The sequence below is a fragment of the Sodalis sp. RH19 genome (assembly GCF_047324215.1).
Classification (GTDB): domain Bacteria; phylum Pseudomonadota; class Gammaproteobacteria; order Enterobacterales; family Enterobacteriaceae; genus Acerihabitans.
On record NZ_CP178734.1, the window covers coordinates 2,941,047 to 2,965,303 of the forward strand.

Genomic DNA, 24,257 nt, shown 5'->3' on the forward strand with positions numbered 1-24,257 from the left:
TTGAGACTCACGTTAGGATGATTACTGCAGGGTAAACCTCGCGGTTTTGACCCGGGCGGAATCCAGCCCCACCATCACCTCGAATTCGCCCGGCTCGGCGGCAAACCGCATCTGCTGATCATAGAATTTCAGCGCGGCGGCATCCAGCCTGAACGTCACCGTTTTTGCTTCCCCGGCCTTGAGGAACACTTTCTGGAAGCCTTTTAATTCCTTCACCGGACGGCTTAACGATGCCGCGATGTCGTGTACGTAGAGCTGGGCCACGGTATCGCCGTCGCGATGGCCGGTATTGGTCAGGGTGACGCTGACGGTGATACTGCCGTCGCGCCCAAGCGTAGTGCTTGACAGCGCCGGCGCCGATACGTCGAAGGTGGTGTAGCTCAGGCCGAAACCGAACGGATAAAGCGGGCCGTTGGCCTCGTCATAATAATGCGAGGTGTATTTATCCGGTTTGTCCGCCAGATAGGGCCGCCCGGTGGGCAGGTGATTATAATAGGTTGGGATCTGTCCCACCGAACGTGGGAAGGACATCGGCAGTTTACCGGACGGGTTGTAATCGCCAAACAGCACATCGGCGATGGCGTTGCCGCCCTCGGTACCGCTGAACCAGGTTTCCAGCATGGCGTCCGCCTGCTGGTTCTCACGCACCAGCGCCAGCGGCCGGCCGTTCATCAGCACCAGCACCAGCGGCTTGCCGGTGGCCTTAAGCGCGTCGATAAGCGCGCGCTGGCTGTCTGGAATGGTGATATTGGTACGGCTGGACGCCTCGTGGGCCATGCCCTGGGATTCCCCTACCGCCGCGATGACAACATCCGCTTTGCGGGCGGCCTTGACCGCTTCGTCGATCATCGCCTGCGGCGCGCGCGGGTCGTTCTTCACCGCCTGATCGTAGGAATTCAGGTAAGCGAGCATATCCTTATGATCGGTAATATTGGCGCCCCGGGCATACACCACGGTGGCCTTGTCCCCCACGGCGTTGCGTATTCCGCGCAACAGGGTGACGGATTGCTCGGGCCGCCCGGCGGCGGACCAACTGCCCATGATATCCCGCTGGCTGTCCGCCAACGGCCCCACCACGGCGATAACGCCCTGTTTTTTCAGCGGCAGGGTATGCAGGCGGTTTTTCAGCAATACCAGGCACTGGCGCGCCACCTGGCGCGCCGCGTCGCGGTGCAGGCGGCTTTCGGCGTTGGTGTCCTGCGGATCGCTGCCCACGGGGCCCAAATGGCTGTAAGCGTCGCGGAACAGGCCCATATCGTATTTGACATTGAGCACGTGGCGTACCGCTTCGTCAATTTCCTGCTCGCTGACCCCGCCGCTTTTCACCAGCTGCGGCAGATAGCGGATAAAATATTCGTCGCTCATGCTCATGTTGATGCCGGCGTTAAGCGCAATTTTTACCGCCTCGATGGGCGAACTGGCCACGCCGTGTTTGATCAATTCCTTGATGGCGCCGTGATCGCTGATGGTGATGCCGGTAAAATGCCATTGCTTGCGCAGAATATCCTTTAACAGCCAGGCATCGGCGGTGGCCGGAACGCCGTTTACGGTATTCAGCGCCACCATCACCCCGCCGCTGCCCGCGTCAAGGGCCGCTTTATAAGGCGGCATATAATCCTGGAACATGCGTTGCGGGCTCATATCGACCGTATTGTAATCACGTCCCCCCTCCACCGCGCCATACAGGGCAAAATGTTTTACCGACGTCATCAGCGCGTGGCGATCGCCCGGATTCTTACCCTGGATGGACTGCACCAGGGTGCGGCCGATTTCCGCGGTCAGGAACGTATCTTCGCCCAACCCTTCGGAGACCCGGCCCCAGCGCGGATCGCGCGTGACGTCCACCATGGGCGCCCAGGTCATGTTAAGTCCGTCTTCGCTGCCCTCATAGGCGGCGATGCGTCCGCTGGTGGCTACCGCATCAAGGTTCCAGCTGGAGGCGAGCCCCAGGCTGATGGGGAAAATAGTGCGCTGGCCGTGGACGATATCATAGGCGAAGAAAAGCGGGATTTTCAGCCGGGGCAATTGCATGGCCTGATCCTGCATCTGGCGGATATCCTGGCGGGTCACCGTATTAAAAATAGCGCCCACCTCGCCGTTTTTGATCATCTCCCGGATGGCTTCCTTCGGATTTTCCGGCCCGACGCTGATAAGTCGCAGCTGGCCGATTTTTTCCTGCAGGGTCATTTTTTGCAGCAGCGCGTTAACATAAGCGTCGCGGGGCAAATCGGGAGAAGGAAGCTGGGTATCGTCCGCCAGGGCGGGGTGAAGCGATAATGCTGCAAGCAGGCTCAGTGAACACAGCCATTTCATATCGTTGTTCTCATACTCGCGAAAGCGTACCGGGCCCGGCGCCCGCTACGGATATTCTGGTTAATATGCCATAAGGCATCGCAGTGCTCAGTGTAGACCATCACGAACGCGAGTGGGTAAGGTTAAATTATTGAAAGCGTTTGTTTCTGGATAAGAATATCGTTAATCGGCCGCGCGCCCGGGATGCGTCCGGCGACGCCGCGGCGGCCGGACCGGCTGCCGGCAAAGCGCCTTTCTCATTATGTTCACATTGACGCCGCTCCGGGCGTATATTCATTATCCATATGCGCCAGTTTACATGAGTCCGTATCCCGTCCGTGGGTATAAAATCAGTTTGCTTCGCAGAGAAAAGGATATCGTTATGCCGCACACTTCGCCTTATCTATCGCATGCGTTTTTAGAACAGCTTACCGCCATCGTCGGTAAGCGTCATGTCCTGACCGATAGCCGCCAGACCCAGCGTTATTGCAAGGGATTCCGCTCCGGCAGCGGCCCGGCCCTGGCGGTGGTGCTGCCCGACTCGCTGCTCTCGCTGTGGCGGGTGCTGGAAGCCTGCGTGGCCGCCGACAAAGTGATTATCATGCAGGCGGCCAATACCGGCCTGACCGAAGGCTCCACGCCCAACGGCTCCGATTACGATCGCGAGGTGGTGGTGGTCAGCACCCGGCGCCTGGATGGCGTACAGCTGATCGACGAGGGCCGGCAGGCAGTGGCCCTGGCGGGCAGTACGCTTTATACGCTGGAAAAGGCGTTGAAGCCCCTGAAGCGGGAACCGCATTCGGTTATCGGCTCCTCATGTCTCGGCGCGTCGGTCATCGGCGGCATTTGCAATAATTCCGGCGGATCGCTGGTCAAGCGCGGCCCGGCCTATACCGAAATGGCGCTGTTCGCGCAGCGAGATGAAGACGGCCAATTGCGGCTGGTCAACCATTTAGGCATCGATTTAGGCACCACGCCGGAGCAGATCCTCACCCGGCTGGAGAACCGGCAATATTCGGCGGCGGACGTTCAACCGGCCGGGCATGCCTGCTCCGATCATGATTACGCCGAACGGGTGCGCCAGGTGGATGCCGCCACCCCGTCGCGATTTAACGCCGACCAGCGCCGGCTGTTCGAGGCGTCGGGCAGCGCCGGTAAGGTGGCGGTGTTCGCCGTGCGCCTGGATACGTTTCCCGCCGAGGAACGCCAGCAGGTCTTCTACATCGGCACCAACGACCCGCAGGTCCTGGCCCGGCTGCGCCGCGACGTCCTGTCCGGCTTCGCCAACCTGCCGGTGGCGGGCGAGTATATGCATCGCGATTGTTACGATATCAGCGCCACCTACGGCAAAGACACCTTTATCATGATTAACCGGCTCGGCACCGACCGGATGCCGTGGCTGTTCCAGCTAAAAGGCCGTATCGACGCCACGCTGAACGCCCAGGCCTGGCTGCCGCCGCAGCTCAGCGATCGTTTCCTGCAGTTGGCAAGCCGCCTGTGGCCGCATCATTTGCCGCCGCGCATGACGGCGTTCCGCGAGCGTTATGAGCATCATCTGCTGCTGAAAATGTCCGGCGACGGCATTAACGAGGCCGAGGCCTACCTGAAAAACTTTTTTGCCGTGGAGCCGGGGGATTATTTTATCTGCACCGACGACGAGGGCGGCAAGGCTTTCCTGCACCGTTTCGCCGCCGCCGGGGCCGCGGTGCGCTATCATGCGGTACACAGCGATGAGGTGGAGGATATCCTGGCGCTGGATATTGCCCTGCCGCGCAATGAAACCCAGTGGTTCGAAACCCTGCCGCCGGACATTGACCGGCAACTGGTGGCCAAGCTTTATTACGGTCATTTCATGTGCCACGTCTTTCATCAGGATTATATTGTGCGTAAGGGGGTCGACAGCCATGCGTTGAAAGCACGGATGCTGGCGTTGCTTAATCAACGCGGCGCCGAATATCCGGCCGAACACAACGTTGGCCATCTTTACCACGCCAAGCCGCAGCTGGCGGCGTTCTACCGGCAGATCGATCCCACCAATACCTTTAATCCCGGCATCGGCAAGACCTCCAGGCTAAAGCTTTGGCGCGAGCCCGGCGCGGAGCAAAAGCAGCCCTGACGGCGACGCTTTCCGCCCCCGGGCGTGCGCCGCCTTCACGGGGGGCTTGGCAAGCGCGATGACCTTTGCAATACTGCTTGGCAGTGTTACAAGTCATGATCGGTCTATACAGGCGTTGACAATCCGTTATGCGGCGCCGTCCGATGCCCGATGGCAAGGCCGGCCGCGCTTCAGCAGCAATCGTGATATTCAGGGACGATCGGTTCTTCATTTTTCAACAAGGCATCGACTCTGTTATGAAATATGTCATCGTGGGTACAGGTAACATCAGCCGCACCTATCTCAAGGCGCTGGACGCATTGCCGGCAAGCGAAGCTGTGGGGTATATATCCCGCAGCAAAGCGGCGGGCGCTACCGTTGGCGCATTACCTTGCTGGCCGGCGCTGGCGCAAGTCGATCGGCCGTTTGACGCCGTTATCGTCACCACGCCCAACGCACTGCATCATCAAAGCGCCATCGAGGCCGCGCAGCTGGGCAAGCATGTGCTGGTGGAAAAACCGCTGGATATCACCCAGGCCGCCATGGACGATATGATAAGGGTTGCCGCGCGGCACCAGGTGGTGTTGGCCGTGAGCTACCAGCGCCGCACCAATCCGGACAACCGGGCCATTAAACGCCTGCTTGAGCAGCAGGCGTTCGGCCGAATCTATTCCGCCGACCTGAGCTGCCGCTTCTGGCGCGATCAGGCGTATTACGACAGCGCGGCCTACCGCGGTACCTACGCCGTTGACGGCGGCGGGGTCTTTATCCAGCAGGCCAGCCATAATATCGATAACTACATCTGGTTTTTCGGCATGCCGGAACGGGTGCAGGGAGAGCTGGACACCTTCGCGCACCAGATGGAGGCCGAAGATCACGGCGCCGTGGTGTTGCGCCATGCCGACGGCATGATCGGCACCATCGTCGCCTCCACCTGCGCCCCGCCGGGATACCCTCCGCGCCTGGAGGTCAGCTGTGAAAAAGGCACCTTTACCCTGCTGAACGACCGGATCAGCGCCTGGCACATCGCCGGCCTCGACAATCCGGCGGAGCAGGCGGAACCGGCGCCCGATGACGGCGCCAGCAACCCGGCGGTGACCGACACCTCCCGCCACGAAGCGGTGCTCGAGGATTTCGAGCGGGCGGTTACGCGGGGCGATACGCCGTTGGCCGCGGGCATAGATGCCCGGCGCGCTACCGACCTTATCCTGCGGATTTACCGCTGTCGGACGGAAAACCGTTGATGTTCCGGCTCAGAGCGGCCCGTATCGATGAGTTGAGCCGACTCACCGAGCTCTGCGTGCAGTCAACAGCCTTATTGGGCTATGACGACGCGTTGCGGCAATCCTGCCGCGATAAGCTGACTTTTCGCCCGGCAGATATGGAAAACTCGCTGATTTGCGTCGCCGAGGCCGGCAATGCCTTGCTTGGCGCCGCCCAGCTGCTGCTCCAGGATGAAATCGCCCTGCTCGAACGGTTGTTCGTGGCGCCGGACAACGCCAATACCGGCATCGGCAAAATGCTGTTCGGCTGGTCCATCAACGCCGCCCACCGGGCCGGCGCCGAACGGTTGCTCATTGATTGCCATCCCCTTGCCGCCGGCTTTTACCAGCGCATGGGCGCGCGCGCGGAGGGCACGGTCGACACCGGCCTGCTGCCCGGTCAGCCAACGCCGCGTTTTCGCATTACCCTGACCCCCTGCCGGGCCGCCGCCAGGTAGCGGCACGGCAGGCCGGCGGGATGCGCGTATTGGGCAGCGGCTTACCAACCCCACGACAGCAACGGAGCGTGACATCGTGTATCAATTGCATATTGCCAATAAAAATTATTCGTCCTGGTCGCTGCGTCCCTGGCTCTTGATGAAGACGCTGGATATTCCGTTTGACGAGGCGCTGCATCCTTTCCAGTCGGGCGACAATCACCCTCTTTTCGCGCATTTTTCGCCCTCCGGACGGGTGCCGGTGCTGTATGACGGCGCCACGGCGGTGTGGGACTCGCTGGCCATCGCCGAATACCTGGCGGATACCCATGCGGGCATCTGGCCGGAAGAACGCCAGGCCCGGGCCTGGGCGCGCTGCGCGGCGGCGGAAATGCATGCCGGGTTCGGCACGCTGCGCAGCCTGTGCCCGATGAACTGCGGCGTGCGGGTGCGTTTGCGGGCGATTCCCGACACCCTGCGCGCCGATCTGACGCGCCTGGACGCGTTGTGGCAACAGGGGCTTTCCCGTTTCGGCGGGCCGTATTTGGCGGGCCGCGAATTTAGCGCCGCGGATGCGTTTTTTGCCCCGGTGGTATTCCGGGTGCAGACCTACGACCTGCCGCTGTCGGCCGCCGCGCAGGCATGGTGCCGCACCATGCTGGCGCTGCCCGCGCTGGCGCAATGGTATCAGGATGCGCTGGCCGAGAAGTGGCGCGAGGCCTCGCATGAGGAAGAGTCGGCGAACCAGGGAGAGATTATTGCGGATCTGCGCGGCCGGGCGGAGTAGCGCCGGCCGCGGTTGGCACCTTAATCGACCTGTTTGTCCCGATCGCCGGCGCCATTTTTCGCCGTTTGTCCGGACGGATGGGTTTTGGACTTCTTAAATGCCGTCTGGCCGGGCTTGGCGGCTTTGGTTTTTTTATACGCCGTCTGGCCGGGTTTGGCTTTACCGGCGGCGGCCGTTTGTCCGCGCCTGGCCTTGTGGGCGGCAACCGTCTGGAGAGCGTTGGCGTTGCCGGCCTTTTTCGCCGTTTGCCCCGTCGCATGGCGTTTCAGCGCTTTATCGCCTGGCTGTTTATTATTGGCCAGGGCGCGATGGGCCGCGGGTTTATAGGCCGAGCGGGTGGAGCGCAGCGCCGGAGCTTTCGGATAGACCTGCGACGGCAGCGCCGTGGCCTGGCCGGTTTCCAGCCAATTGCGGATGCGGCTGGCATCGGCAAAATGGGTATATTTACCGAAGGCGTCCAATACCACCAGTCCCACCGGGCGATGATTGATCACGGTGCGCATCACCAGGCAATGCCCCGCCGGATTGGTAAAGCCGGTTTTGGTTAACTGTATGGTCCAGTCCGGACGATAAACGAGATGATTGGTATTGCGAAACGGCAGGGTATAGGACGGATTGCTGAACGTCGCCATGGTCTCGTGCGTCGTGCTGAGTTCGGTAAGCATCGGGTATTGCTGGCTGGCGATAAGCAATTTTGACAAATCGCGCGCCGTCGACACGTTATTGAATGACAAACCGGTAGGCTCGACATAATGGGTATTCATCATGCCCAATGAGCGCGCCTTGGCATTCATCGCGGCGATAAACGCCGAATAACCGCCGGGATAATGATGCGCCAGGCTGGCGGCGGCCCGATTTTCCGAAGACATCAGCGCCAGCAGCAGCATATTGCGCCGGCTAATTTCGCTGCCTACGCGCACCCTTGAAAACACCCCCCTTAATTCCGGCGTTTCATGGATATCCACGGAAATTATTTCATCCATGGGCTGCTGCGCGTCCAATACCACAATGGCGGTCATCAGCTTCGACAGCGAGGCAATAGGCACCACTTTATCCGCATTGGAAGAATAAAGCAGGTGATTATCCGTCATATCAAAAACAATCGCGCTGCCGGAGGCAATTACCAGCGGCGAAACCAGGGGCGCCGCCTGTGCGTCGACGGCGGCCTGTGCATCGTTAATCATCACATTTGTAAGCGTTAAAAGAGACACGCCAAAACAAGCGACACGAAAAAAAGATAACATTAGCCATTACCTGAAAGATACTGCGGGACCGCAGTTGATGACGACATAGTATATCCGATTCTCCCCAAACGAAAATCGCTTAACGCCTGTATTTTTTTGTCACCAAAAAAGGCGGCGCCTTGATTGACAACTTTCAGCATTGCGCAACATCGCAGAAGATATTATTTCACCATAATTAATCAATTAATGACCTATTAATGAATAACAAACAGGCAATATTCAGCGATATCGCCCGCCAATTTTGCTTAGCGGGCGATCGGCGGGGAATAGCGGCAATTGCCCGGCTTTTTTCCGGTAAACGGAGTTAATTACCTTTTACAGGCAATATGTTTATTCGGGCCGCGGACGCGGGGCTTTTCTATTGACCAGTAGCAGGAAAAGCGCGCCGGCAATGATATGGCAGCCCCAGATGGTTATCCCCATGGTCACCGCCGACGTGCCGCCGATGCCGGTAATGGGGACGCTTACCGCCCCGAGGGCGAACATCGCCACGCCAATCATGGCGGAGGCGCTGCCGGCATTCTGGCCCTGGGTTTGCATCGCCAGTGAGGAGGCCAGCGTTCCGATCAGGCCGTTGATCATAACCGAAAAAAACAGGGCCGCCAGGATAAAGGACAGCGGCAAACCGAACAGGCCGCACAAGAGTAAAGCGGTGGAGGCCGTCCCCGCCACGCCCAGCCCCCAGGTCAGCACCCGGTATTCGCCGATCCTGGCGCTGGTGCGCGCGGCGATCTGCGAGGCGGCAATCAGACCCAGGCCGTTGACGGCAAAACAAAAGCTGAAGTCCTGCGGGCTCAGGCCATAGAGCTGCTGCAAGACAAAGGGCGAGGCGCCGATATAGGCGAACATGCCCGCCATGCTGAACCCCTGCGTCAGGCACAGCCCCATAAACTGCCGCTGTCGCAGCAGGCGACCCAGGCCGCCGAAAACGCTGAGCAGCGGCGCCTGGCTGCGCCTGGCTGCGGGCAGGGTTTCTTCCAGCCGCCAGGCGCTGAGCGCCAGCAGCGCCGACGCCATCACCGCCAGCACGATAAACAATCCGCGCCAGTCCAGCCAGGCCAGCAGCGCGCCGCCCAGAACCGGAGCGCCGATGGGCGCCAGCCCGTTAACCAGCATCAGCAGGGCAAAAAACCGGGTCAGCGCAATGCCGCTGTACAAATCCCGCGCCACCGCGCGCGACAGTACCGCGCCGCCCGCGCCGGCCAGCCCCTGTACCAGCCGGGCGGCCAGCAGCTGGCCTATATTTTGCGCCAGCGCGCAGGCGATGGAGGCCAGCAGCAGTATTAGCAGGGAAAACAGCAGCGGTCTCATGCGCCCCAGCTTATCGCTGAGCGGGCCGAAAATAAGCTGCCCGGCCCCCAGGCCCAGCAGGCCGGCGGTGAGGCTCAGCTGCGCGGAGGCGGTATTAGTGGCAAGCGAGCCTGCCAGTTGCGGCAGGGCGGGCAGGTAAAAATCGGTACATAAGGGGCCGAGCGCGGCCAGCGAGCCCAGCACCAGGGCATAACCAAGCTGTCGTTGTGCGAAAGCCATGAACGCGGATATCCTTTTTCCCGCCGGACAACCTTGGCCCGGCGCGGGCGACACCGTGCCGCCCCTGGCGTTTAATATAGCAGTTGCACAAGGGTAGTGGCGATATAGCTTCCCGGCCGATCGTCGCGGCCGGCCCTCATCCTGGCGTAAACGGTGTAGGTACGGGTTACCGTGGCGTTGGCCGCCAGGCTGTAGCCGTCGGTAATGGCCCCGCCGCCGCCGTTTCCCCACACCTGCTGGTAATTATCGGAGGTATAGAGCTGATAACCGGCGTTATGACCGCCGGCCGACATTTGCCGTTGCCCCTCCCCCGCCGGCCCGTCAAGCAAAATCCGGTAACTGACGTTGGCCGCCGCCGCGCCGGTGCGGCAGACCACGGTCAGGGTGGCGGTGGTCTGCCGCGTGGCGCCGTCGACCCCCGCCAGCGCGCCGAAACTCAGCGGCGTGGCGGCGATGGAACAATCGTAGGCCAGCGCCGGACCGGAAAACAGGGCGCAAAGCATAACGAACCAGGCACCCCTTACGCGTGTTAAAAACATATTCAGGCTCCCGTATTACAGGTCAGGGGGCCGATTTGCGGCAGCACATTGGCCTGGGGATGATAATCGAAGCTCAGGGTACAATCGGGCCTGCCCGACGTTTCGACCTTAAGCCGGTTGTGTTCCGCCAGATTCTCGAAAAACGTCTGGCCGTCGTAGCCGACCATGGCCTGGGCGCCGCTGTCCACCAGGGTCGCCACGCTGCCGAGCGGCAGGGGATGCCGCTGCGTGTCCACCAGCAGCAGGGTGGCGCCGCGGCTGCGGCGGATGGGAAAGCGGGCGATCACGCCGGCGCGATCGCCCGGCCTGACCATCAGCACGTCATTGGTGAGGGCGACATCCATCGGCACATCATTGGGGTCGACGGACAGGCGGTTGCTTTCGTAGGCGCGGATATCCTCGATAAACATCAGTCCATGGCCGTCGGTCTTGCCCACCGGGCGGTTTTCCTGCAGGACGGTTATGCCGGGTAAGCCGTCGGTATCCACCAGCGCGAAGCTGTCCTGAATGGTATTGGCGGCAAAAACATGACCGCCGATGGCCGCCAGGGAGCCGCGGGCGGAAGCCCGGACCGCGTGGCCGTCATTGCCCTGCTCGGCGTCGGCGCCGATAAGCCCCCAGTCGGCTTTATATTCCAGCCCGGCATTTTGCCGCGACACCGCGCCGTGCTGCTCAGCCAGGTTCCAGCCAATATCGCCGTGCCGTACCGCTGATTGCTGCGCCTGCAAGGTTTGCGTGCTGTCGCCCTGGCCGACGCTTACGCTGGTACTGATATTCGCCCGCGCGCCGAAAGGGATGGAGATGCCGGCAAACAGGCTATTGCCCTTATCGTAATCAAAATCATGTAATAGCGTGATATAGCCAAACGCCGCCAACACCGGCAGCGGGGCCGAATACGTGGCCGAGAGGGTCGAGGTGCTTATCCGTTGGGACTCATAATTATAACTGTTGTAGTAATTAACTAATTTGCGCGCATAGACCAGGCCGAACGAACCGTTGCCGGGATAGACCGGGAAACCAAGGCTGGCGCGCAGGGTGGTGCCGGCGGTATTGTCGCCATAGGCCGCGGCGATATCATAAAAGCCGGCATTCGCCCTGAGCGCGCTAAAGCCGTAGCTGAAGCTGTGCATCATATGGGAAAAACCGATGCCGTACTGCTGCCCCTGTTTTTCGCCATAACGACTGGCGGCCAGGGAACCGGACAATACCCCCGCATCGCCGATCAGCAAATTGGCGCCGCCGCCGCCCATCACCAGTTTTTGCGTGGCTTCCAGATGGGTCTCCAGCGTCACCGCCGGCCATACGCCCCGCCGGTAGCTCACCGAGGCCGCGCCGCCGGTATAATCGGCGGACCGGCTGGCATACTCACGCCGCACCGTGCCGGCTTCCACCGACAAGGACTCCAGTCCCTGTCTCAGCATCGCGTTGCTGGCGTAAAAAGGCAGGGTTTGCGTGGTCTGCCGGCCGTTGGCGTCCTTCACCACCATGGAGACGTCGCCGCCGCCGGTGGTTACCGGCAGCGAGGTGATGTCAAACGGCCCGGCATCCACCTGGCGGGTCATCTGATGCAGGCCGTTGACGTAGATATCCACCGACGACGGGACCGCCACCTCGCCGCTGATGCCCGGACGGGGGAACGTCACGAGATCGGGGCGCAGGCCGAAATTGGTGGTCATCTGCATGCCGCCCATGCGCACGGGACGGGTCCAGTCCAGGCCGCCGCTGATATAATCGCCGGCGTTCCAGGTACGCAGGGTGGCGACATCGGAATAGCTGTAGGTGCTTTCCAGCCGAACCGTGCGGTCGAGATAAGGACTATGGGTTTGAATGGCGCTGTTGGCCAGCACGCCGCTATCGCCGAACAGCCGCAGATCGCCCAGCAGGCTATGGCTCTCTTCGCCATGATACTCGGTCACCTGCCCGTCGTAGTTCAGCACCGCGCCCCGATCGCTGTGGGGCGCGCTGTCGTCCGGGGAAAGGCTATCCGACGAAAACTGCTGGGCAATCTGGTCGCCGGACGGCACCTGTAAAAACAGCATCTGGGCGTTTTCATCCAGCCGCCAGGTCCAGCCCTGGATGCTGTTTAGCGCAATCAGGCCGCCGCCGGTGTCGGTATAGGCGCCGGTGAGTTTCAGCCCGGAGGCGGTAATCTGCGCGCGGGTCAGCAGCAGGGCGCCCGGCTTGCCGGCGACTTCCTGGATATTATCGTGGATGCGTCCGTTAACCACGACATTGAGCAACAGGCTTTGGCCGGCATCTGCCGCGGGCGCCGTTTCAGCGCCCCACGCCAGTATCGGCCATAGCAGCGCCAGGGCCAGCATGCGGCCTGGCTGGCGACGCCGCCCGGCGGCTGTCAATGCGTCGGGCCGACATTGACCCATTGATCCGATTTATCCTGGGGACCGGGGTTTTGCACATGTATCCGGGTCCCGGTGGTCAAGACATGTTTGGGATCGCTGATAAGCCAGTGCTGTTGATTGCCCGCCAGGATATAGGGCATGCCGGGGCCGGTCAGTTTCAAGCGTTCGCCGCCGACGGTGGTGGCGCTCACGTTATAGAGCATACTGTGTTTAAGGCCCAGGTTATTCGCCACCAGCATCATGCCGTCGCCCTGGCGCTCAATCCGCCACTGCACATCCGCCGCCGCCGGCTCCGCGCTCAGGGAAAATACCGGCACGGTAAAGCGTATCGCCAGTTGCACTTTCGCGTTGGCGCGATCGGGGATCTGATCAAAAATAATACGATAGGATTCCTCGCCTTTGCTTGCCGGCTCGCGCAGCAGCAGCCTGACGGTTTGTGATTTTCCGGCGGGAATAGTGGCGAACGGCGGGCTTACCGACAGTTTGTTGGTGCTGACGAAGCTGTCGTTATTACCCTTTTGCACCCAGCTGTATCCCCGGATCTGGATAACGCTTGGGGTATCGGCATTATTGGTCAGGGTAAAACTGGCGGATCGGTGCGCGGACGACAGATCCTGACGGATGGGAACGATAGCCAATGCCTGCGCAGAAACCTGGGGCACGATGGCCCACAGGCTTGCCAGCATAAGCGCCCGGATAAAATGATTGTTACGGGGCATAGTGGCTGATCTTGTATTAATAGGTAACGGTTACGGCGACGGTATCGGTATAGTCACCGACCGCCGAGGTGAGCTGGTTGGCGGCGATTTCACCGTACACGGTAATATTCTGCTCACCGCCGGTGCCGACGCCCGCGACGGTATCGTCGCCGGTGGCTTCACCCCAGTTGGTGGTATGTTCGATATTCTGGTATAAGCCGTAGTTCAGCGTCGAGCCGGCCACTGAACCGGTCATGACGCGCACCGCGGTGGTGGCGTCGGTGCCGGTGCCCGCGCCCAGCGCAACCGTATACGGCGCCGCGTTAGAACAGGTCAGCGATAAGGTGGCGGTGGTATCTACCGCGTCGGTACCGGTATAGGCCGGGAATGCCATGGCGGTAGTGGCGATAGTACAGGCTGACTGCACCTCGGCGGTAACCGCGATATTGGTGGTGGCCGTACCGGCCGCGAAAGCGGAAGAAGCCACGGTGGCGCCGAGGCACAACAGAGACAAAGCACCGACTTTAAAAAGACGTTGGCTGGACATGATATTTCCTTGAAAGAAGCGATATGCGATATGAATGGATTTGGCGCGTTAAACCGGCCATTTCTCGCGGTTATTTTAACCGTTAAAAAGAAGGCGCGGTAATGTTAACCATCGCAAATCCGGACGGAACACCTGCTTTAACGGCCAAAACCATTAATAATCATTTTGTCTGCGGAAAATATTAACCATTGCGCGGGATAATGGCCGAATGGGAATAATAGCGGCTGGATTGACCATTATTTTACGCTAGCTTATATAGAATGAATTACAGTTTATATTTTGATTTTGCCGGTATTAACCAATGCGGTTACTCAACAACGGCGTTTTCCTGTAATTCCCGCAGCCAGGAGGGAATGGCGCGGCCGTCAAACAGGGCCGCATACAAGGGGTAATCAAGCGTGGGCGTAAGCGTGCCGGGCTGCGTGCGGTATTGGTGCGGGCTGACGTTAAAAAACTTGCGGAACATGCGCGCCAGTTGCTGGCCATCGTGCAATCCGCCGCGCCGGGCGATCTTGTCGATGGGCAAAGCGCTGTCGAGCAGTGCCTGACGCGCTAATTCCAACCGGAGCAGCAGCAAAAAAAGATACGGCGAATAGCCCACCTCGAGCGTGAAATGGCGGCGAAAACTGCGCTCGCTCATGGTCATGAACCGCGCCGATCGCTCCATGCTTAAATCCTCGTCAATATGCTTCAGCCACCAGAGCGTCACCCGATGGGCTATCGTGTCATGACGGGTGAATATCTGCGCCGTGACCGGGGTATTATCGCCGAGCCGCAGCATTCGTTCGCCGTCCTGGGTGGGACGAGCCAACGGCAACGGCCCTTTCAGCAGCAGCAACGCCAGTTCACGCAAATTGATATGTTCGCTGGTGGTCAGGATATTGCCGTCAATTTGCAGCGCCGCCGGCATATTGACATTGACCAGCGGATAATGCTCGGCAAGATACGGCGCCAGCGCGGAATGGGTGGTCGCCTGGCGATGGTCCAGCAGCCCGGCCGCCGCCAGGCGCAGCACGCCGGATCCAAGCGCGACGATCTGTCCGGCGCCGGGACAAGCCGCCTGCAGCCAGCGGGATAACAATTCATTGGGCGCGGCCGCGGCCGCCCGGGTACCGTGGGCGATGATCAGCAGATCGGGGCTGAGCGGAACCGGCCCGCGCACCGTCAGCGTTTCCGCGTGGATTACCCGGCTGGCCGGCGAAGATATACGTCCGCCCACCGCCGAGTAGATCTGCGTAACGAAGTGTATTTTTTGTCCGCCGTGCCGTACGGCAAAATCGTTTAAGCCCGCCAGCATTTCCAGCAGCTTGACCATTTCGCCGAGAAAGCAGCCGGGATAGGTGAGGATAATCACCCGGCGCACCCGGCTGCGGCCGGGCAGGGCCAGCAACGCGCCCGCGGGGTCATCATCACGCAGGGGGAAGGCGGCGGCAATAGCGGGCATGGCGGTCTTGGTCATGATTAACGGTATCCCGCAGGGGGTGTCATTAACGGTTTGCCACGGTAACAATTGACAGACGGAGCAGTTCGTCAATACCCGGACGGTGAACTTCCTGTTAACGTAAATAATCCTTGTTACCCGGAAGCATGGCAGAAAAAATAGCGTAACAAACCCTGTTTAAATCAGCTTAAAAGATTGACTGGGCGCTTTTATTAATGCCATAAAAGTAAAGCACAGCGCCGTTTCAGGATAAAACAGCCGCCAGAAAAAAAATAAAACCATCGCCAACCCGCGTTTATATGGCGCACTGACGCAGGGTTATTTGGCTTAAATCCGGAAATTAATATGTGCCGTTCAGGCTCTGAATGCAATTAATTTATGATATAAAACAGACCAGAAAAGCATTATTGACTCTAAACGTCGTAGAAATGATATTTTTTAATCGTGTTTATTTTCAGGATGAGTAAAATCCTAAAACACCCCGGTTTACGCCTGCCTTTGCCACGGCGGCGACATGAGAATCGCAGCGCGTCATGGCCGGCATATAGCTCTTCGCCAGCGGCACCCTGACGCCCTGACATAAATTTTAACGCTTTTCCCATTTTTTGCCCGCGCGCGGGCTTTCTTTTTAAACCAAATAGGATAATTAATTGTTTTTTATAAGGTTATAAATCACCTGTTGACGCCCCCACGGCAAGCACAGGAAAACCGCGACTTTTTTTCCCTTTGCTATAATTCGTTTCACTACCCCCTTAACCCCTTGTTTAACACCGGCGCAGCACTCCGCTGCCGATATTTTGATGAGGCCTATGGACAGCAATAACAATAGCGAATCCAATAACGCATTGCCCAGGCGCGCCGCCGGCCAAGGCGATGACCAACAGGGAAACGCCGGCCAGGCGGGCCGGCAATCACAAGACAGCGGCGACCTGCCGCCAAAAAGTCAGGATCGGGCCGACCCGAACACCCGCAGGAATAACGACACGGGACGGGATAGCGCCGGCGGCGACAACGATGCAAACGGGGATGACGGCGACGGCGCGCAAGAAACGCAGCGCAAGCGCCCGGGGAAAAAACCGTTGATTATCCTTGGGGTGGTGGTGCTGATCCTGATTGTGGTCGGCCTCTATTTTTGGCTGACGACCCGCAACCAGGAAACCACCGATGATGCGTTTACCGAAAGCGACGCGGTGACCGTGGCGCCGAAAGTCGGCGGTTACGTGGTTAACCTGGCGGTCAGGGATAACCAGCGGGTGCATAAAGGCGACCTGCTGCTGCAAATCGATGCGCGGGATTATCGTGCCCAGCACGATCAGGCCCTGGCCCAGTTGGGGCTGGCCGAGGCGCAGCTTCACCAGGCCGAGGCGCAATTGGCGCTGTCCAGGGTGCAGTACCCGGCGCAACTGGCCCAGGCCCAGGCCCAACAGGCGCGGGCCGACGCCAATCTGCAAAATGCCGAAGCGGAATTCCGCCGCCAGCGGGGCGTGGATCCCCGCGCCACCACCCAGCAAAATATCGATACCGCCAGCGCCCAGGTGCGCGCCGCGCGCGCGGATGCCGCCAGCGCCCGCGCCCAGGTGGAGGTGGCCGCGCAGGTCGCCCTGCAGATCAACCAGGCCGAGGCCACGGTTGAAGCCCGGCAGCAGCAGGTACGCCAGGCGAAGGCCCAGTTGGAAACCGCCGATCTAAACCTTTCCTATACCGATGTCCGCGCGCCGTTCGACGGCTATGTGACCCGGCGTAATGTCCAGCCCGGCATGCTGGTGCAGGCGGGCAGCGCCTTGTTTTCAGTGGTCTCGCCCGACATTTGGGTAATGGCGAACTTCAAAGAGTCGCAGCTCGAACGCATGCGCCCCGGCAATAAGGTGGAGATTACCGTCGACGCCTTTCCCGATATGAAGCTGCAGGGCCATGTGGACAGCGTGCAGCAGGGCACCGGCTCCCGCTTCTCGGCGTTCCCGGCGGAAAACGCCACCGGCAACTTCGTCAAGATCGTTCAGCGCGTGCCGGTGAAAATCGTTATCGACAGCGGACTGGACGCCAATACCCCCCTGCCCCTGGGCCTGTCGGTGGCGCCGAAGGTATTGCTGGAATGAGCGGTGAACGCAACTGGCAGCCGGCCAGCAATCCCTGGCTGGTGGCGATGGTGGTGACGCTGGCGGTGTTTATGGAAATCCTCGACACCACCATTGTCAACGTGGCCCTGCCCCACGTCGCCGGCACGCTGTCGTCCAGTTACGATGAATCCACCTGGGTGCTGACCTCCTATCTGGTGGCCAACGGCATCGTATTGCCTATTTCGGCGTTCCTCAGCCGGGTGTTCGGCCGTAAACAGTATTTCCTGTTGTGCATTGCCATGTTTACCCTGTGCTCGTTTCTGTGCGGTATCGCCACCGAGCTGTGGCAAATGATCCTGTTTCGCGTATTGCAGGGATTTTTCGGCGGCGGGCTGCAGCCGATCCAGCAATCGGTACTGCTGGATTATTTCAAGCCGGAAGATCGCGGCAAGGCGTTCGGCCTGTCGTCTATCGCCATCATCGTGGCGCCGGTGGTCGGTCCGACGCTCGGCGGCTGGATCACCGATAACTACAGCTGGCGTTGGGTGTTCCTGATCAATATCCCGGTGGGCGTGCTGACCCTGCTGGCCATTTACCAGTTGCTGGAGGATCCCCCCTGGGAGCGTAAGGTGAAAGGTAAAAAACTCAGCATCGACTTTACCGGCATCGGCCTGATTGCATTGGGCCTGGGCTGCCTGCAGGTAATGCTGGACCGCGGCGAGGACGACGACTGGTTCACCTCCGGTTTTATCCGGCTGTTCGCGCTGCTTACCGTCATCGGCATCGTCGGCGCCGTCTATTGGCTGTTGTATGCCAAAAAGCCGGTGGTGGATTTGCGCTGCCTGAAGGATCGTAATTTCGCCGTGGCCTGCCTGCTGATGGCCGGCATGGCCATGATCCTCTACGGCAGCTCGGTGGTGATGCCGCAACTGGCGCAACAGGAACTGGGTTATACCGCCACCCTGTCCGGGCTGGTGCTGTCGCCGGGGGCTATTCTGATTGTCCTGTCGATCCCGCTGGTATTAAAGCTGATGCCGATCGTGCAAACCCGCTGGCTGGTGGCCTTTGGCTTCCTGCTGCTGGCGCTGTCGTTTATCTATTCGCGCCATCTGGTGCCCAACGTAGACTTCAATACCCTGGTGATGATGCGCAGCGCGCAGTCCATCGGGCTGGGTTTCCTGTTTGTGCCGTTGACCACCGTCGCCTTCGTCACGCTGGCGCCGCGGCTGAATGCAGACGCCTCGGCGCTGTTTACCATGTTCCGCAACGTGGCGGGGTCGGTGGGCATTTCGCTGTCCACCGCGGCCATCACCGAGCGATCCCAGGCCCATAGCGCCGCCATGGTGCATAATATGTCGCCGCTTAACGAACAGCTTCAACAGACGCTGAACCGCACCGCGGCGGCAATCCGCGATTTTTCCCACCAGATAGGCGATCCGATGCAGCTGGCGACCGGCCAGATGTATCAGCAGATGATATCCCAATCACGGATCCTGGCGTATATCGACGTCTTTTCCCTGTGCGCGGTGGTGGCGTTTATCCTTATACCTTTTTGTCTGTTGCTTTCGCCCGTCAAGAGCGAAGGCAATGCGGGAGCACATTGATATGCCGGTTTGTTTCCTGGCCGCCCGGCGGCGGCATCGCTCATTGATAGGGCGTTTCAGCCTCGGCGTGGCGCCGTTCGTCCTGGCCGCCTGCGCGGTAGGACCGGACTATCAGCCGCCCCATCCCGTCACCCCCGCCGCCTTTGCGCCGGCCGGCGATAAATCCGGCGCCGCGGTCACGCTGGCGTCGCAGCCGGACCCGTCCTGGTGGCGCAGTTTCAACGATCCGCAGCTCGACAGCCTGATCGCGCGCGCCATCGCCGGCAACCTTTCGCTGCAACAGGCGGTGCTGCGCATCGCCGGCGCGCGTGAACAAAGCGTGCAGGCGGGGGCGGCCGGTTTGCCCGCGGTAAACGCCAGCGCCAAGGCTACCCGGCAGCAGCTGGGCCTGAAGGGTGAACTTGAATCCTCCGGCGTCAACCTCAGCGATGAAAATACCAGCCCGGAGATTGCCTCAGGGCTGGATAGCCTGTTCAAGCCGGTCAATCTTTACCAGGGCAGTTTCGACGCCAGCTGGGAAATTGATCTGTGGGGCCGGGTACGTCGCTCGGTGGAGGCGGCGAACGCCCAAACCCAGGCCGCGGTCGAGGGACGCAACGACGCGCTGGTCTCGCTGGAGGCGGAGGTGGCGCGGACTTACCTGCAGTTGCGCGGCGCGCAGAGCGTGGCCGCTACCCTGGAAACACAAATTGCGGTGGCCCAGCAATCGGCGGAACTGACGCGCAGCCAGCAGCAGCACGGCCTGGCCCCGCAGTATGACGTGGAAAACGCCAACGCCCAGCTTGGTTCGCTGCGGGCGCAACTGCCCCAGTATGAAGCGCAGCAGCGCCAGGCCATGAACGGCCTGGCGGTGCTGCTGGGCCAGCCTCCCGGCACCCTGGATCACGAGCTGGCGCCCGTCAAACCCCTGCCTGCGGTTCCCGCGGCGGTGCCGGTGGGCGTGCCATCGACGCTGGCGCGTCGGCGGCCGGATATCCGCCAGGCGGAAGCCAACCTGCATGCGGCCACCGCCAATATCGGGGTTTCGGTGGCGCAGTTGTTTCCCGATCTGTCATTGACCGGGCAGTTCGGGATGCGCAATACCGATGCGGACTACCTCACCCACTGGAGCAGCCATTTTTACAGCTTTGGTCCCCAGGTTTCCCTGCCGATATTCCAGGGCGGCCGGCTGGTGGCCAGCGTGAAACTGTCGCGCGTACAGCAGGCCAATGAAGCGCTTGCCTATCGCCAGGCAGTGTTGACCGCCCTGCAGGATGTGGAAAATGCCCTGGTCAGCTACCGCACCGATCGGCAGCGGGTCGAGGGGCTGGAGCAAACTGCCGCCTCGTTGCAGAATGCCTTCGATCTCGCCAGCGCCAGCTATCGCCAGGGCATCAGCACTTTTATCAACGTGCTGGACGCCCAGCGGCAGCTGGCGCAGGCCCGGCAGCAGGCGGCCAGCGCGCGGGTGCAGACCGGCACAGATCTGGTGGCGTTATATAAAGCGCTCGGCGGCGGCTGGGAGCCGTATCAGAATATGACGCTGCCCGACTACCCGGTTTTTGGTCCGGCGGAGTCGGGAAACGCGCCGGTGCAATTGACTAATAAATCGCCACAATCTTAGGCGCAAGCACAAATCGGTCTAAAAATGTGTCTTGGATCACATATTTTTGTAGCGCAATGCAACCAAACAGGAGAAAATTACACCATCTTACAAATGGGGGGTTGGTTGTCATGGGTACTCTTGCCGCAGGCTTCGTGATGATGCGCTGGGAATTGCTCAGCGCGGTGATGATGTTTTTCGCCAGCACGTTAAATGTCTTTTGCCGTAAAAGCAACCACAATGCGCTGGCGTTTATTTTCAGCGGCGTCGGCATCAGCATGGCCTGCTGGTTTGTCACCGGACTGCTGGGTATCACGCTGTCGGTTGAAATGGTCTCCTGGCGCGAAGCCTGGGATAACCTGAAAGATATCGCCACGTATGTGGTTTCCCATACGCCGCCGGAATGGCAGGTAAACTGACCGTCTCCGCCGGCCGTCCCCGGGCGGGGTAGTAGCGCTGACCGCTCCCTGCCCGCGCCACAAAAATAGCTTGCCCGGCGCTGTACCGATTGGTACAGTCAGGATTCCCGTTCTCCTGACAAGGCATCCATCATGGCAAACCTGGTCCCTCCCTTTACCCCTGACACCGCCGCCGCTAAAGTCCGTATGGCGGAGGACGGCTGGAACAACCGCGACCCGCAGCGCGTATCGCAGGTGTATACCCTTGATACGCAATGGCGCAATCGCGCGGAAATCGTCACCGGCCGCGACGAGGTAGTGGCGTTCCTGACCCGGAAATGGGCTAAGGAACTGGATTATCGGCTGATCAAGGAACTGTGGGCGTTTACCGGCGCGCGCATTGCGGTGCGTTTTGCCTATGAATGGCATGACGACAGCGGCAACTGGTTTCGCTCCTATGGCAACGAAAACTGGGAGTTCGATGCCGCGGGGTTAATGGCCCGCCGTTTTGCCTGTATCAACGATCTGCCCATCGCCGACGGCGACCGCAAGTTTCACTGGCCGCTGGGACGGCGCCCGGATGATCACCCCGGTCTGTCCGACTTTGGCCTCTAGATGACCGACCACAACGCGGATAGCGCGGCGCTGGTAGCGCAAATAGCCGACGTATTCCGTGAATGCGGCTTCGAGGGCGCGTCCCTGAGCCGTATCACCGAACGCACCGGCCTGGGCAAAGGCAGCCTGTACCACTTTTTTCCCGGCGGCAAAGACGCCATGGCGGCGGCGGTACTCACCCAGGTCGAGGCGTGGTTTCACCGCCACATTTTCCAGCCGCTGGCGCGGGATAACGCGCCGGACGCGCTTGACGGCATGTGGCGGGCGGTGGATGCGTATTTCCTGTCCGGACAGCGCATCTGCCTGATGGGGGCCTTTGCCCTGGACGGCACGCGCGATCGATTTGGCCATGCTATCGGCGTGTATTTCCACCACTGGATCAGCGCGCTGCAACAGGCGTTGCAACGGGCCGGCGTCGCAGTTCCGGCGGCGGGCGAACTGGCCGAGGACACCGTCGCCGGTATCCAGGGCGCGTTAACGCTGGCGCGAGCCATGAATGACACCGATCTGTTTATCCGCGGCACGCGGCGGCTGCGGGCTCGGCTTATGCTCGCCATACCCTTTCACCATCCTTGATGCCGTCTTGCGTGCCGGCACGGCGGATCGGACCTGTCCGCCGCGCGGCATGGCCGCCTGCGGGCGGTTATTTTCCGTCCCGGGCGGCGAACATGGCGCGGGCCGCTGCTGCAACCACGGGTTGACGCGTCGCCACAGTGGCGGCGATGCGCGCCGCCACCGGTTCCCGCACCGATCCGGGGGCGGTTTCCGGCCGGCCGGCGTTAAACGGCGGCGCCGGCGCGTATTCCAGTCCCAGTTGGATAGCCTCGGCGGTCGCCTGGTCGAAGACCTGGTTAATCACCGCCAGCGCAAAATCCATGCCCGCGGTTACGCCGCCGCCGGTGATGATATTACCGTCCTGCACCACGCGGCCCGCGTCGGGTATGGCGCCGAACAGCGTTAACAGATCACGCCAGGCCCAGTGGCAGGCGGCGCGTTTACCCACCAGCAGCCCCGCAGCGCCCAGGATCAGCGACCCGGTACACACCGAGGTGATATAGCGGGCGCCGCCGGCCAGCCGGCGGATATCGGCCATAAACACCGGGTCCGCTATCATCTCGGTACTGCCGGCGCCGCCCGGCACGCAGAGGATATCGCACCGCGCGATAGCCGCCAGATCGGCCAGGCCGGAAAATACCAGGCCGTCGGCGCTTACCGGCCGGCCGGCCGTCGAGGCGGCAATCACCCGGGTATCCGGCAGACGGGAAAAGAACTGGTGCGGGCCGGTGAAATCCAGCTGGGTAACGCCGGGGTAAAGCGGCATGACGATAATCAAGGACTGCTGCATCATTCTTTCCTCATGACGGTAACCTGTTATCAATAGGCCTGGCGCGGGACGATTACCGCCTTAAAACTCAATTTCGCCGGCCGGGCGTACGCTGACGCTATGCGGCCCGGCGTTAAATCCGTCCAGCAGGGCATTATGATGGGCGATGATCTGTGCAAAGCCGAGGGCGCCGCTGTCCGCGGTGGTATGGCCGTCGCCGGCCAGGACCACGTCATACCCCAGGGAAACCGCGCGGCGTACGGTGGTATCGACGCAAAACTGCGTCATGCATCCCCCCGCCACCAGGCGCGTGACGCCCAGGCGCTGCAAACAATCGGCCAGATCGGTGGCATAAAAGGAATCGCAGCTGCGCTTATGCACCACGATATCCCCGGGCGCAGGCCCCAGGTCCGCACGGATGCGCCACCCTTCCCCGCCCCGCGCCAGCCGGTGATCGCCGTCGCCGTCGTGCTGCACCAGGATAACCGGCGCCCCGGCGGCGCGCGCCCGCAGCTGCAATGCCGCCAGCCGCTGCGCCACCTCGCCTAACCGTCGATCGAGCAGCGGCTGGCGAGCCGCATCGGCCAGCCCGTGGAGAATATGGTTTTGCATATCAATAATCAGTAATGCCGTGGTCATATTACCCTCTTATGCTGCAAGTTCAGGCGCCGCGCACGGCGGGGAAATGCGCCAACCCGCCGGACGACGGGATAGGCATGGCGCGCGCGGGCTATTTAATCTGGCGAAAAACAATGCCATTATGCCATATCGATCTCACCGGCACCGTGGCGACTAGAAGGACATCTATGCTGAAAATTCTGGGCAAGTCAACTTCCATCAACGTGCGCAAGGTCTTATGGACCTGCGTGGAACTGGGTATCGATTTTGAACGGGAAGACTGGGGCAGCGGATTTAAAGATCCCCATGACCCGGCTTTTCTGGCGTTAAATCCCAATGCCATGGTGCCGGTCATCCTGGACGGGGATTTTGTGTTGTGGGAGTCCAATACCATTATCCGCTATCTGGCCCGGGCCTACCGGGGCGAGGCGTTATATCCGGCGCCGCCGAAAAGCCGGGCGCGGGTGGATCAGTGGATCGACTGGCAGGCCGCCGAACTCAACCCGTCCTGGAGCTACGCCTTCACCGCCCTGGTAAAACGCTTCGCCACGCATAACGACGCGCAGCGCATTGCCGGGTCGATCGCCGCCTGGTCGGGGACGATGACCATCCTCGACCGGCAGTTGGCCGCCACCGGCGCTTACGTGGCGGGAGACGCCTTTACGCTGGCGGATATTCCCATCGGCCTGTCGGTGAACCGCTGGTTCTCCACCCCCATCACCCATCCGGAACTGCCCGCCGTCAACGCTTATTATGAACGGCTCAGCCAGCGTCCGGGCTATCTGGCCCATGGCCGCAACGGGATGCCGTAAGCGGCGCGCGCTGAA

Annotated in this window: 20 protein-coding genes and 1 pseudogene; 11 read left to right on the forward strand and 10 right to left on the reverse strand. The window is 60.9% G+C overall.

Annotated elements, in window-relative coordinates; genetic code table 11:
• Positions 1-21: 21 nt before the first annotated feature.
• Complete coding sequence (bglX, locus tag ACL2XF_RS13330) at positions 22-2,313, reverse strand: beta-glucosidase BglX (RefSeq protein ID WP_413727017.1); 2,292 nt, start codon at positions 2,311-2,313, stop codon at positions 22-24.
• 361 nt (positions 2,314-2,674) lie between these two features.
• Between bglX and dld the strand changes: the two genes are divergently transcribed.
• The 4 genes from dld to ACL2XF_RS13350 all read left to right on the forward strand — a co-directional run bounded on the left by dld (position 2,675) and on the right by ACL2XF_RS13350 (position 6,873).
• Positions 2,675-4,408: a D-lactate dehydrogenase gene (gene dld / locus ACL2XF_RS13335; protein WP_413727018.1), complete on the forward strand. Its 1,734-nt coding sequence runs from the start codon at positions 2,675-2,677 to the stop codon at positions 4,406-4,408.
• Between the two features lie 236 nt (positions 4,409-4,644).
• Positions 4,645-5,631, forward strand: a complete 987-nt coding sequence (locus tag ACL2XF_RS13340) for a Gfo/Idh/MocA family protein (protein ID WP_410015971.1) — start codon at positions 4,645-4,647, stop codon at positions 5,629-5,631.
• On the forward strand, positions 5,631-6,107 hold the full coding sequence (locus ACL2XF_RS13345) for a GNAT family N-acetyltransferase (RefSeq protein WP_413722351.1): 477 nt from the start codon (positions 5,631-5,633) through the stop codon (positions 6,105-6,107). Before ACL2XF_RS13340 ends, ACL2XF_RS13345 begins: the two co-directional genes overlap by 1 nt.
• 76 nt (positions 6,108-6,183) lie before the next feature.
• Positions 6,184-6,873, forward strand: coding sequence for a glutathione S-transferase family protein (locus ACL2XF_RS13350; protein ID WP_413727019.1), 690 nt, complete (start codon positions 6,184-6,186; stop codon positions 6,871-6,873).
• Positions 6,874-7,244: 371 nt separating this feature from the next.
• On the opposite strand, the pseudogene pbpG reads toward ACL2XF_RS13350, so the two are convergent.
• The 7 genes and pseudogenes from pbpG to ACL2XF_RS13385 all read right to left on the reverse strand — a co-directional run.
• Positions 7,245-8,057: pseudogene (pbpG, locus tag ACL2XF_RS13355) on the reverse strand (D-alanyl-D-alanine endopeptidase); the annotation flags it as partial.
• A 390-nt stretch (positions 8,058-8,447) separates the two neighbouring features.
• Positions 8,448-9,647: a multidrug effflux MFS transporter gene (locus ACL2XF_RS13360; RefSeq protein WP_410015974.1), complete on the reverse strand. Its 1,200-nt coding sequence runs from the start codon at positions 9,645-9,647 to the stop codon at positions 8,448-8,450.
• A 71-nt stretch (positions 9,648-9,718) separates the two neighbouring features.
• Positions 9,719-10,186, reverse strand: coding sequence for a spore coat protein U domain-containing protein (locus ACL2XF_RS13365; protein ID WP_410015975.1), 468 nt, complete (start codon positions 10,184-10,186; stop codon positions 9,719-9,721).
• A 2-nt stretch (positions 10,187-10,188) separates the two neighbouring features.
• Positions 10,189-12,567 carry a fimbria/pilus outer membrane usher protein gene (locus ACL2XF_RS13370; RefSeq protein ID WP_413727020.1) on the reverse strand — a complete coding sequence of 793 codons (2,379 nt, stop codon included), beginning with the start codon at positions 12,565-12,567 and terminating at the stop codon, positions 10,189-10,191.
• Complete coding sequence (locus ACL2XF_RS13375; protein WP_410015977.1) at positions 12,540-13,265, reverse strand: molecular chaperone; 726 nt, start codon at positions 13,263-13,265, stop codon at positions 12,540-12,542. Before ACL2XF_RS13375 ends, ACL2XF_RS13370 begins: the two co-directional genes overlap by 28 nt.
• Positions 13,266-13,281: 16 nt before the next feature.
• Positions 13,282-13,791 (reverse strand): spore coat U domain-containing protein, encoded by a 510-nt coding sequence (locus tag ACL2XF_RS13380; RefSeq protein WP_410015978.1) that lies wholly within the window; start codon positions 13,789-13,791, stop codon positions 13,282-13,284.
• Positions 13,792-14,098: 307 nt separating this feature from the next.
• The gene (locus tag ACL2XF_RS13385) at positions 14,099-15,250 is read right to left on the reverse strand and encodes a helix-turn-helix domain-containing protein (RefSeq protein ID WP_413727021.1); all 1,152 of its coding nucleotides are present in this window, start codon (positions 15,248-15,250) and stop codon (positions 14,099-14,101) included.
• A gap of 791 nt (positions 15,251-16,041) precedes the next feature.
• On the opposite strand from ACL2XF_RS13385, the gene ACL2XF_RS13390 reads away from it, so the two are divergent.
• The 6 genes from ACL2XF_RS13390 (at position 16,042) to ACL2XF_RS13415 (ending at position 22,064) form a co-directional block, all read left to right on the forward strand.
• On the forward strand, positions 16,042-17,328 hold the full coding sequence (locus ACL2XF_RS13390) for an HlyD family secretion protein (protein WP_413727022.1): 1,287 nt from the start codon (positions 16,042-16,044) through the stop codon (positions 17,326-17,328).
• The gene (locus ACL2XF_RS13395) at positions 17,325-18,893 is read left to right on the forward strand and encodes a DHA2 family efflux MFS transporter permease subunit (RefSeq protein ID WP_413727023.1); all 1,569 of its coding nucleotides are present in this window, start codon (positions 17,325-17,327) and stop codon (positions 18,891-18,893) included. Before ACL2XF_RS13390 ends, ACL2XF_RS13395 begins: the two co-directional genes overlap by 4 nt.
• A gap of 1 nt (position 18,894) precedes the next feature.
• Positions 18,895-20,496 (forward strand): efflux transporter outer membrane subunit, encoded by a 1,602-nt coding sequence (locus tag ACL2XF_RS13400; RefSeq protein WP_413727024.1) that lies wholly within the window; start codon positions 18,895-18,897, stop codon positions 20,494-20,496.
• A 110-nt stretch (positions 20,497-20,606) separates the two neighbouring features.
• A complete protein-coding gene (locus ACL2XF_RS13405; RefSeq protein ID WP_413727025.1) occupies positions 20,607-20,894 on the forward strand; it encodes a YjcB family protein in 288 nt (95 codons plus the stop codon).
• A gap of 132 nt (positions 20,895-21,026) precedes the next feature.
• Positions 21,027-21,488, forward strand: coding sequence for a DUF1348 family protein (locus ACL2XF_RS13410; protein WP_413727026.1), 462 nt, complete (start codon positions 21,027-21,029; stop codon positions 21,486-21,488).
• Entirely contained in the window at positions 21,489-22,064 is a 576-nt protein-coding gene (locus tag ACL2XF_RS13415; RefSeq protein ID WP_410015985.1) for a TetR/AcrR family transcriptional regulator, read from the forward strand. It abuts the gene before it with no gap.
• Positions 22,065-22,131: 67 nt separating this feature from the next.
• On the opposite strand, the gene ACL2XF_RS13420 is transcribed toward ACL2XF_RS13415, so the two are convergent.
• Together ACL2XF_RS13420 and ACL2XF_RS13425 are read right to left on the reverse strand one after the other, a co-directional pair.
• Positions 22,132-22,833, reverse strand: coding sequence for a DJ-1/PfpI family protein (locus tag ACL2XF_RS13420; RefSeq protein ID WP_410016596.1), 702 nt, complete (start codon positions 22,831-22,833; stop codon positions 22,132-22,134).
• A 60-nt stretch (positions 22,834-22,893) separates the two neighbouring features.
• On the reverse strand, positions 22,894-23,451 hold the full coding sequence (locus tag ACL2XF_RS13425; protein WP_413727027.1) for an isochorismatase family protein: 558 nt from the start codon (positions 23,449-23,451) through the stop codon (positions 22,894-22,896).
• A gap of 167 nt (positions 23,452-23,618) precedes the next feature.
• Here ACL2XF_RS13425 and ACL2XF_RS13430 point away from each other — a divergent pair, with 167 nt between their 5' ends.
• On the forward strand, positions 23,619-24,242 hold the full coding sequence (locus tag ACL2XF_RS13430; protein ID WP_410015987.1) for a glutathione S-transferase family protein: 624 nt from the start codon (positions 23,619-23,621) through the stop codon (positions 24,240-24,242).
• Positions 24,243-24,257: the final 15 nt, after the last annotated feature.

Coding starts and splice junctions, on each gene's coding strand:
- bglX (WP_413727017.1), bottom strand. CDS start 2,313: ATGAAATGGCTGTGTTCACTGAGCCTGCTTGCAGCATTATCGCTTCAC.
- dld (WP_413727018.1), top strand. CDS start 2,675: ATGCCGCACACTTCGCCTTATCTATCGCATGCGTTTTTAGAACAGCTT.
- ACL2XF_RS13340 (WP_410015971.1), top strand. CDS start 4,645: ATGAAATATGTCATCGTGGGTACAGGTAACATCAGCCGCACCTATCTC.
- ACL2XF_RS13345 (WP_413722351.1), top strand. CDS start 5,631: ATGTTCCGGCTCAGAGCGGCCCGTATCGATGAGTTGAGCCGACTCACC.
- ACL2XF_RS13360 (WP_410015974.1), bottom strand. CDS start 9,647: ATGGCTTTCGCACAACGACAGCTTGGTTATGCCCTGGTGCTGGGCTCG.
- ACL2XF_RS13365 (WP_410015975.1), bottom strand. CDS start 10,186: ATGTTTTTAACACGCGTAAGGGGTGCCTGGTTCGTTATGCTTTGCGCC.
- ACL2XF_RS13370 (WP_413727020.1), bottom strand. CDS start 12,567: ATGGGTCAATGTCGGCCCGACGCATTGACAGCCGCCGGGCGGCGTCGC.
- ACL2XF_RS13375 (WP_410015977.1), bottom strand. CDS start 13,265: ATGCCCCGTAACAATCATTTTATCCGGGCGCTTATGCTGGCAAGCCTG.
- ACL2XF_RS13380 (WP_410015978.1), bottom strand. CDS start 13,791: ATGTCCAGCCAACGTCTTTTTAAAGTCGGTGCTTTGTCTCTGTTGTGC.
- ACL2XF_RS13385 (WP_413727021.1), bottom strand. CDS start 15,250: ATGACCAAGACCGCCATGCCCGCTATTGCCGCCGCCTTCCCCCTGCGT.
- ACL2XF_RS13390 (WP_413727022.1), top strand. CDS start 16,042: ATGGACAGCAATAACAATAGCGAATCCAATAACGCATTGCCCAGGCGC.
- ACL2XF_RS13395 (WP_413727023.1), top strand. CDS start 17,325: ATGAGCGGTGAACGCAACTGGCAGCCGGCCAGCAATCCCTGGCTGGTG.
- ACL2XF_RS13400 (WP_413727024.1), top strand. CDS start 18,895: ATGCCGGTTTGTTTCCTGGCCGCCCGGCGGCGGCATCGCTCATTGATA.
- ACL2XF_RS13405 (WP_413727025.1), top strand. CDS start 20,607: ATGGGTACTCTTGCCGCAGGCTTCGTGATGATGCGCTGGGAATTGCTC.
- ACL2XF_RS13410 (WP_413727026.1), top strand. CDS start 21,027: ATGGCAAACCTGGTCCCTCCCTTTACCCCTGACACCGCCGCCGCTAAA.
- ACL2XF_RS13415 (WP_410015985.1), top strand. CDS start 21,489: ATGACCGACCACAACGCGGATAGCGCGGCGCTGGTAGCGCAAATAGCC.
- ACL2XF_RS13420 (WP_410016596.1), bottom strand. CDS start 22,833: ATGCAGCAGTCCTTGATTATCGTCATGCCGCTTTACCCCGGCGTTACC.
- ACL2XF_RS13425 (WP_413727027.1), bottom strand. CDS start 23,451: ATGACCACGGCATTACTGATTATTGATATGCAAAACCATATTCTCCAC.
- ACL2XF_RS13430 (WP_410015987.1), top strand. CDS start 23,619: ATGCTGAAAATTCTGGGCAAGTCAACTTCCATCAACGTGCGCAAGGTC.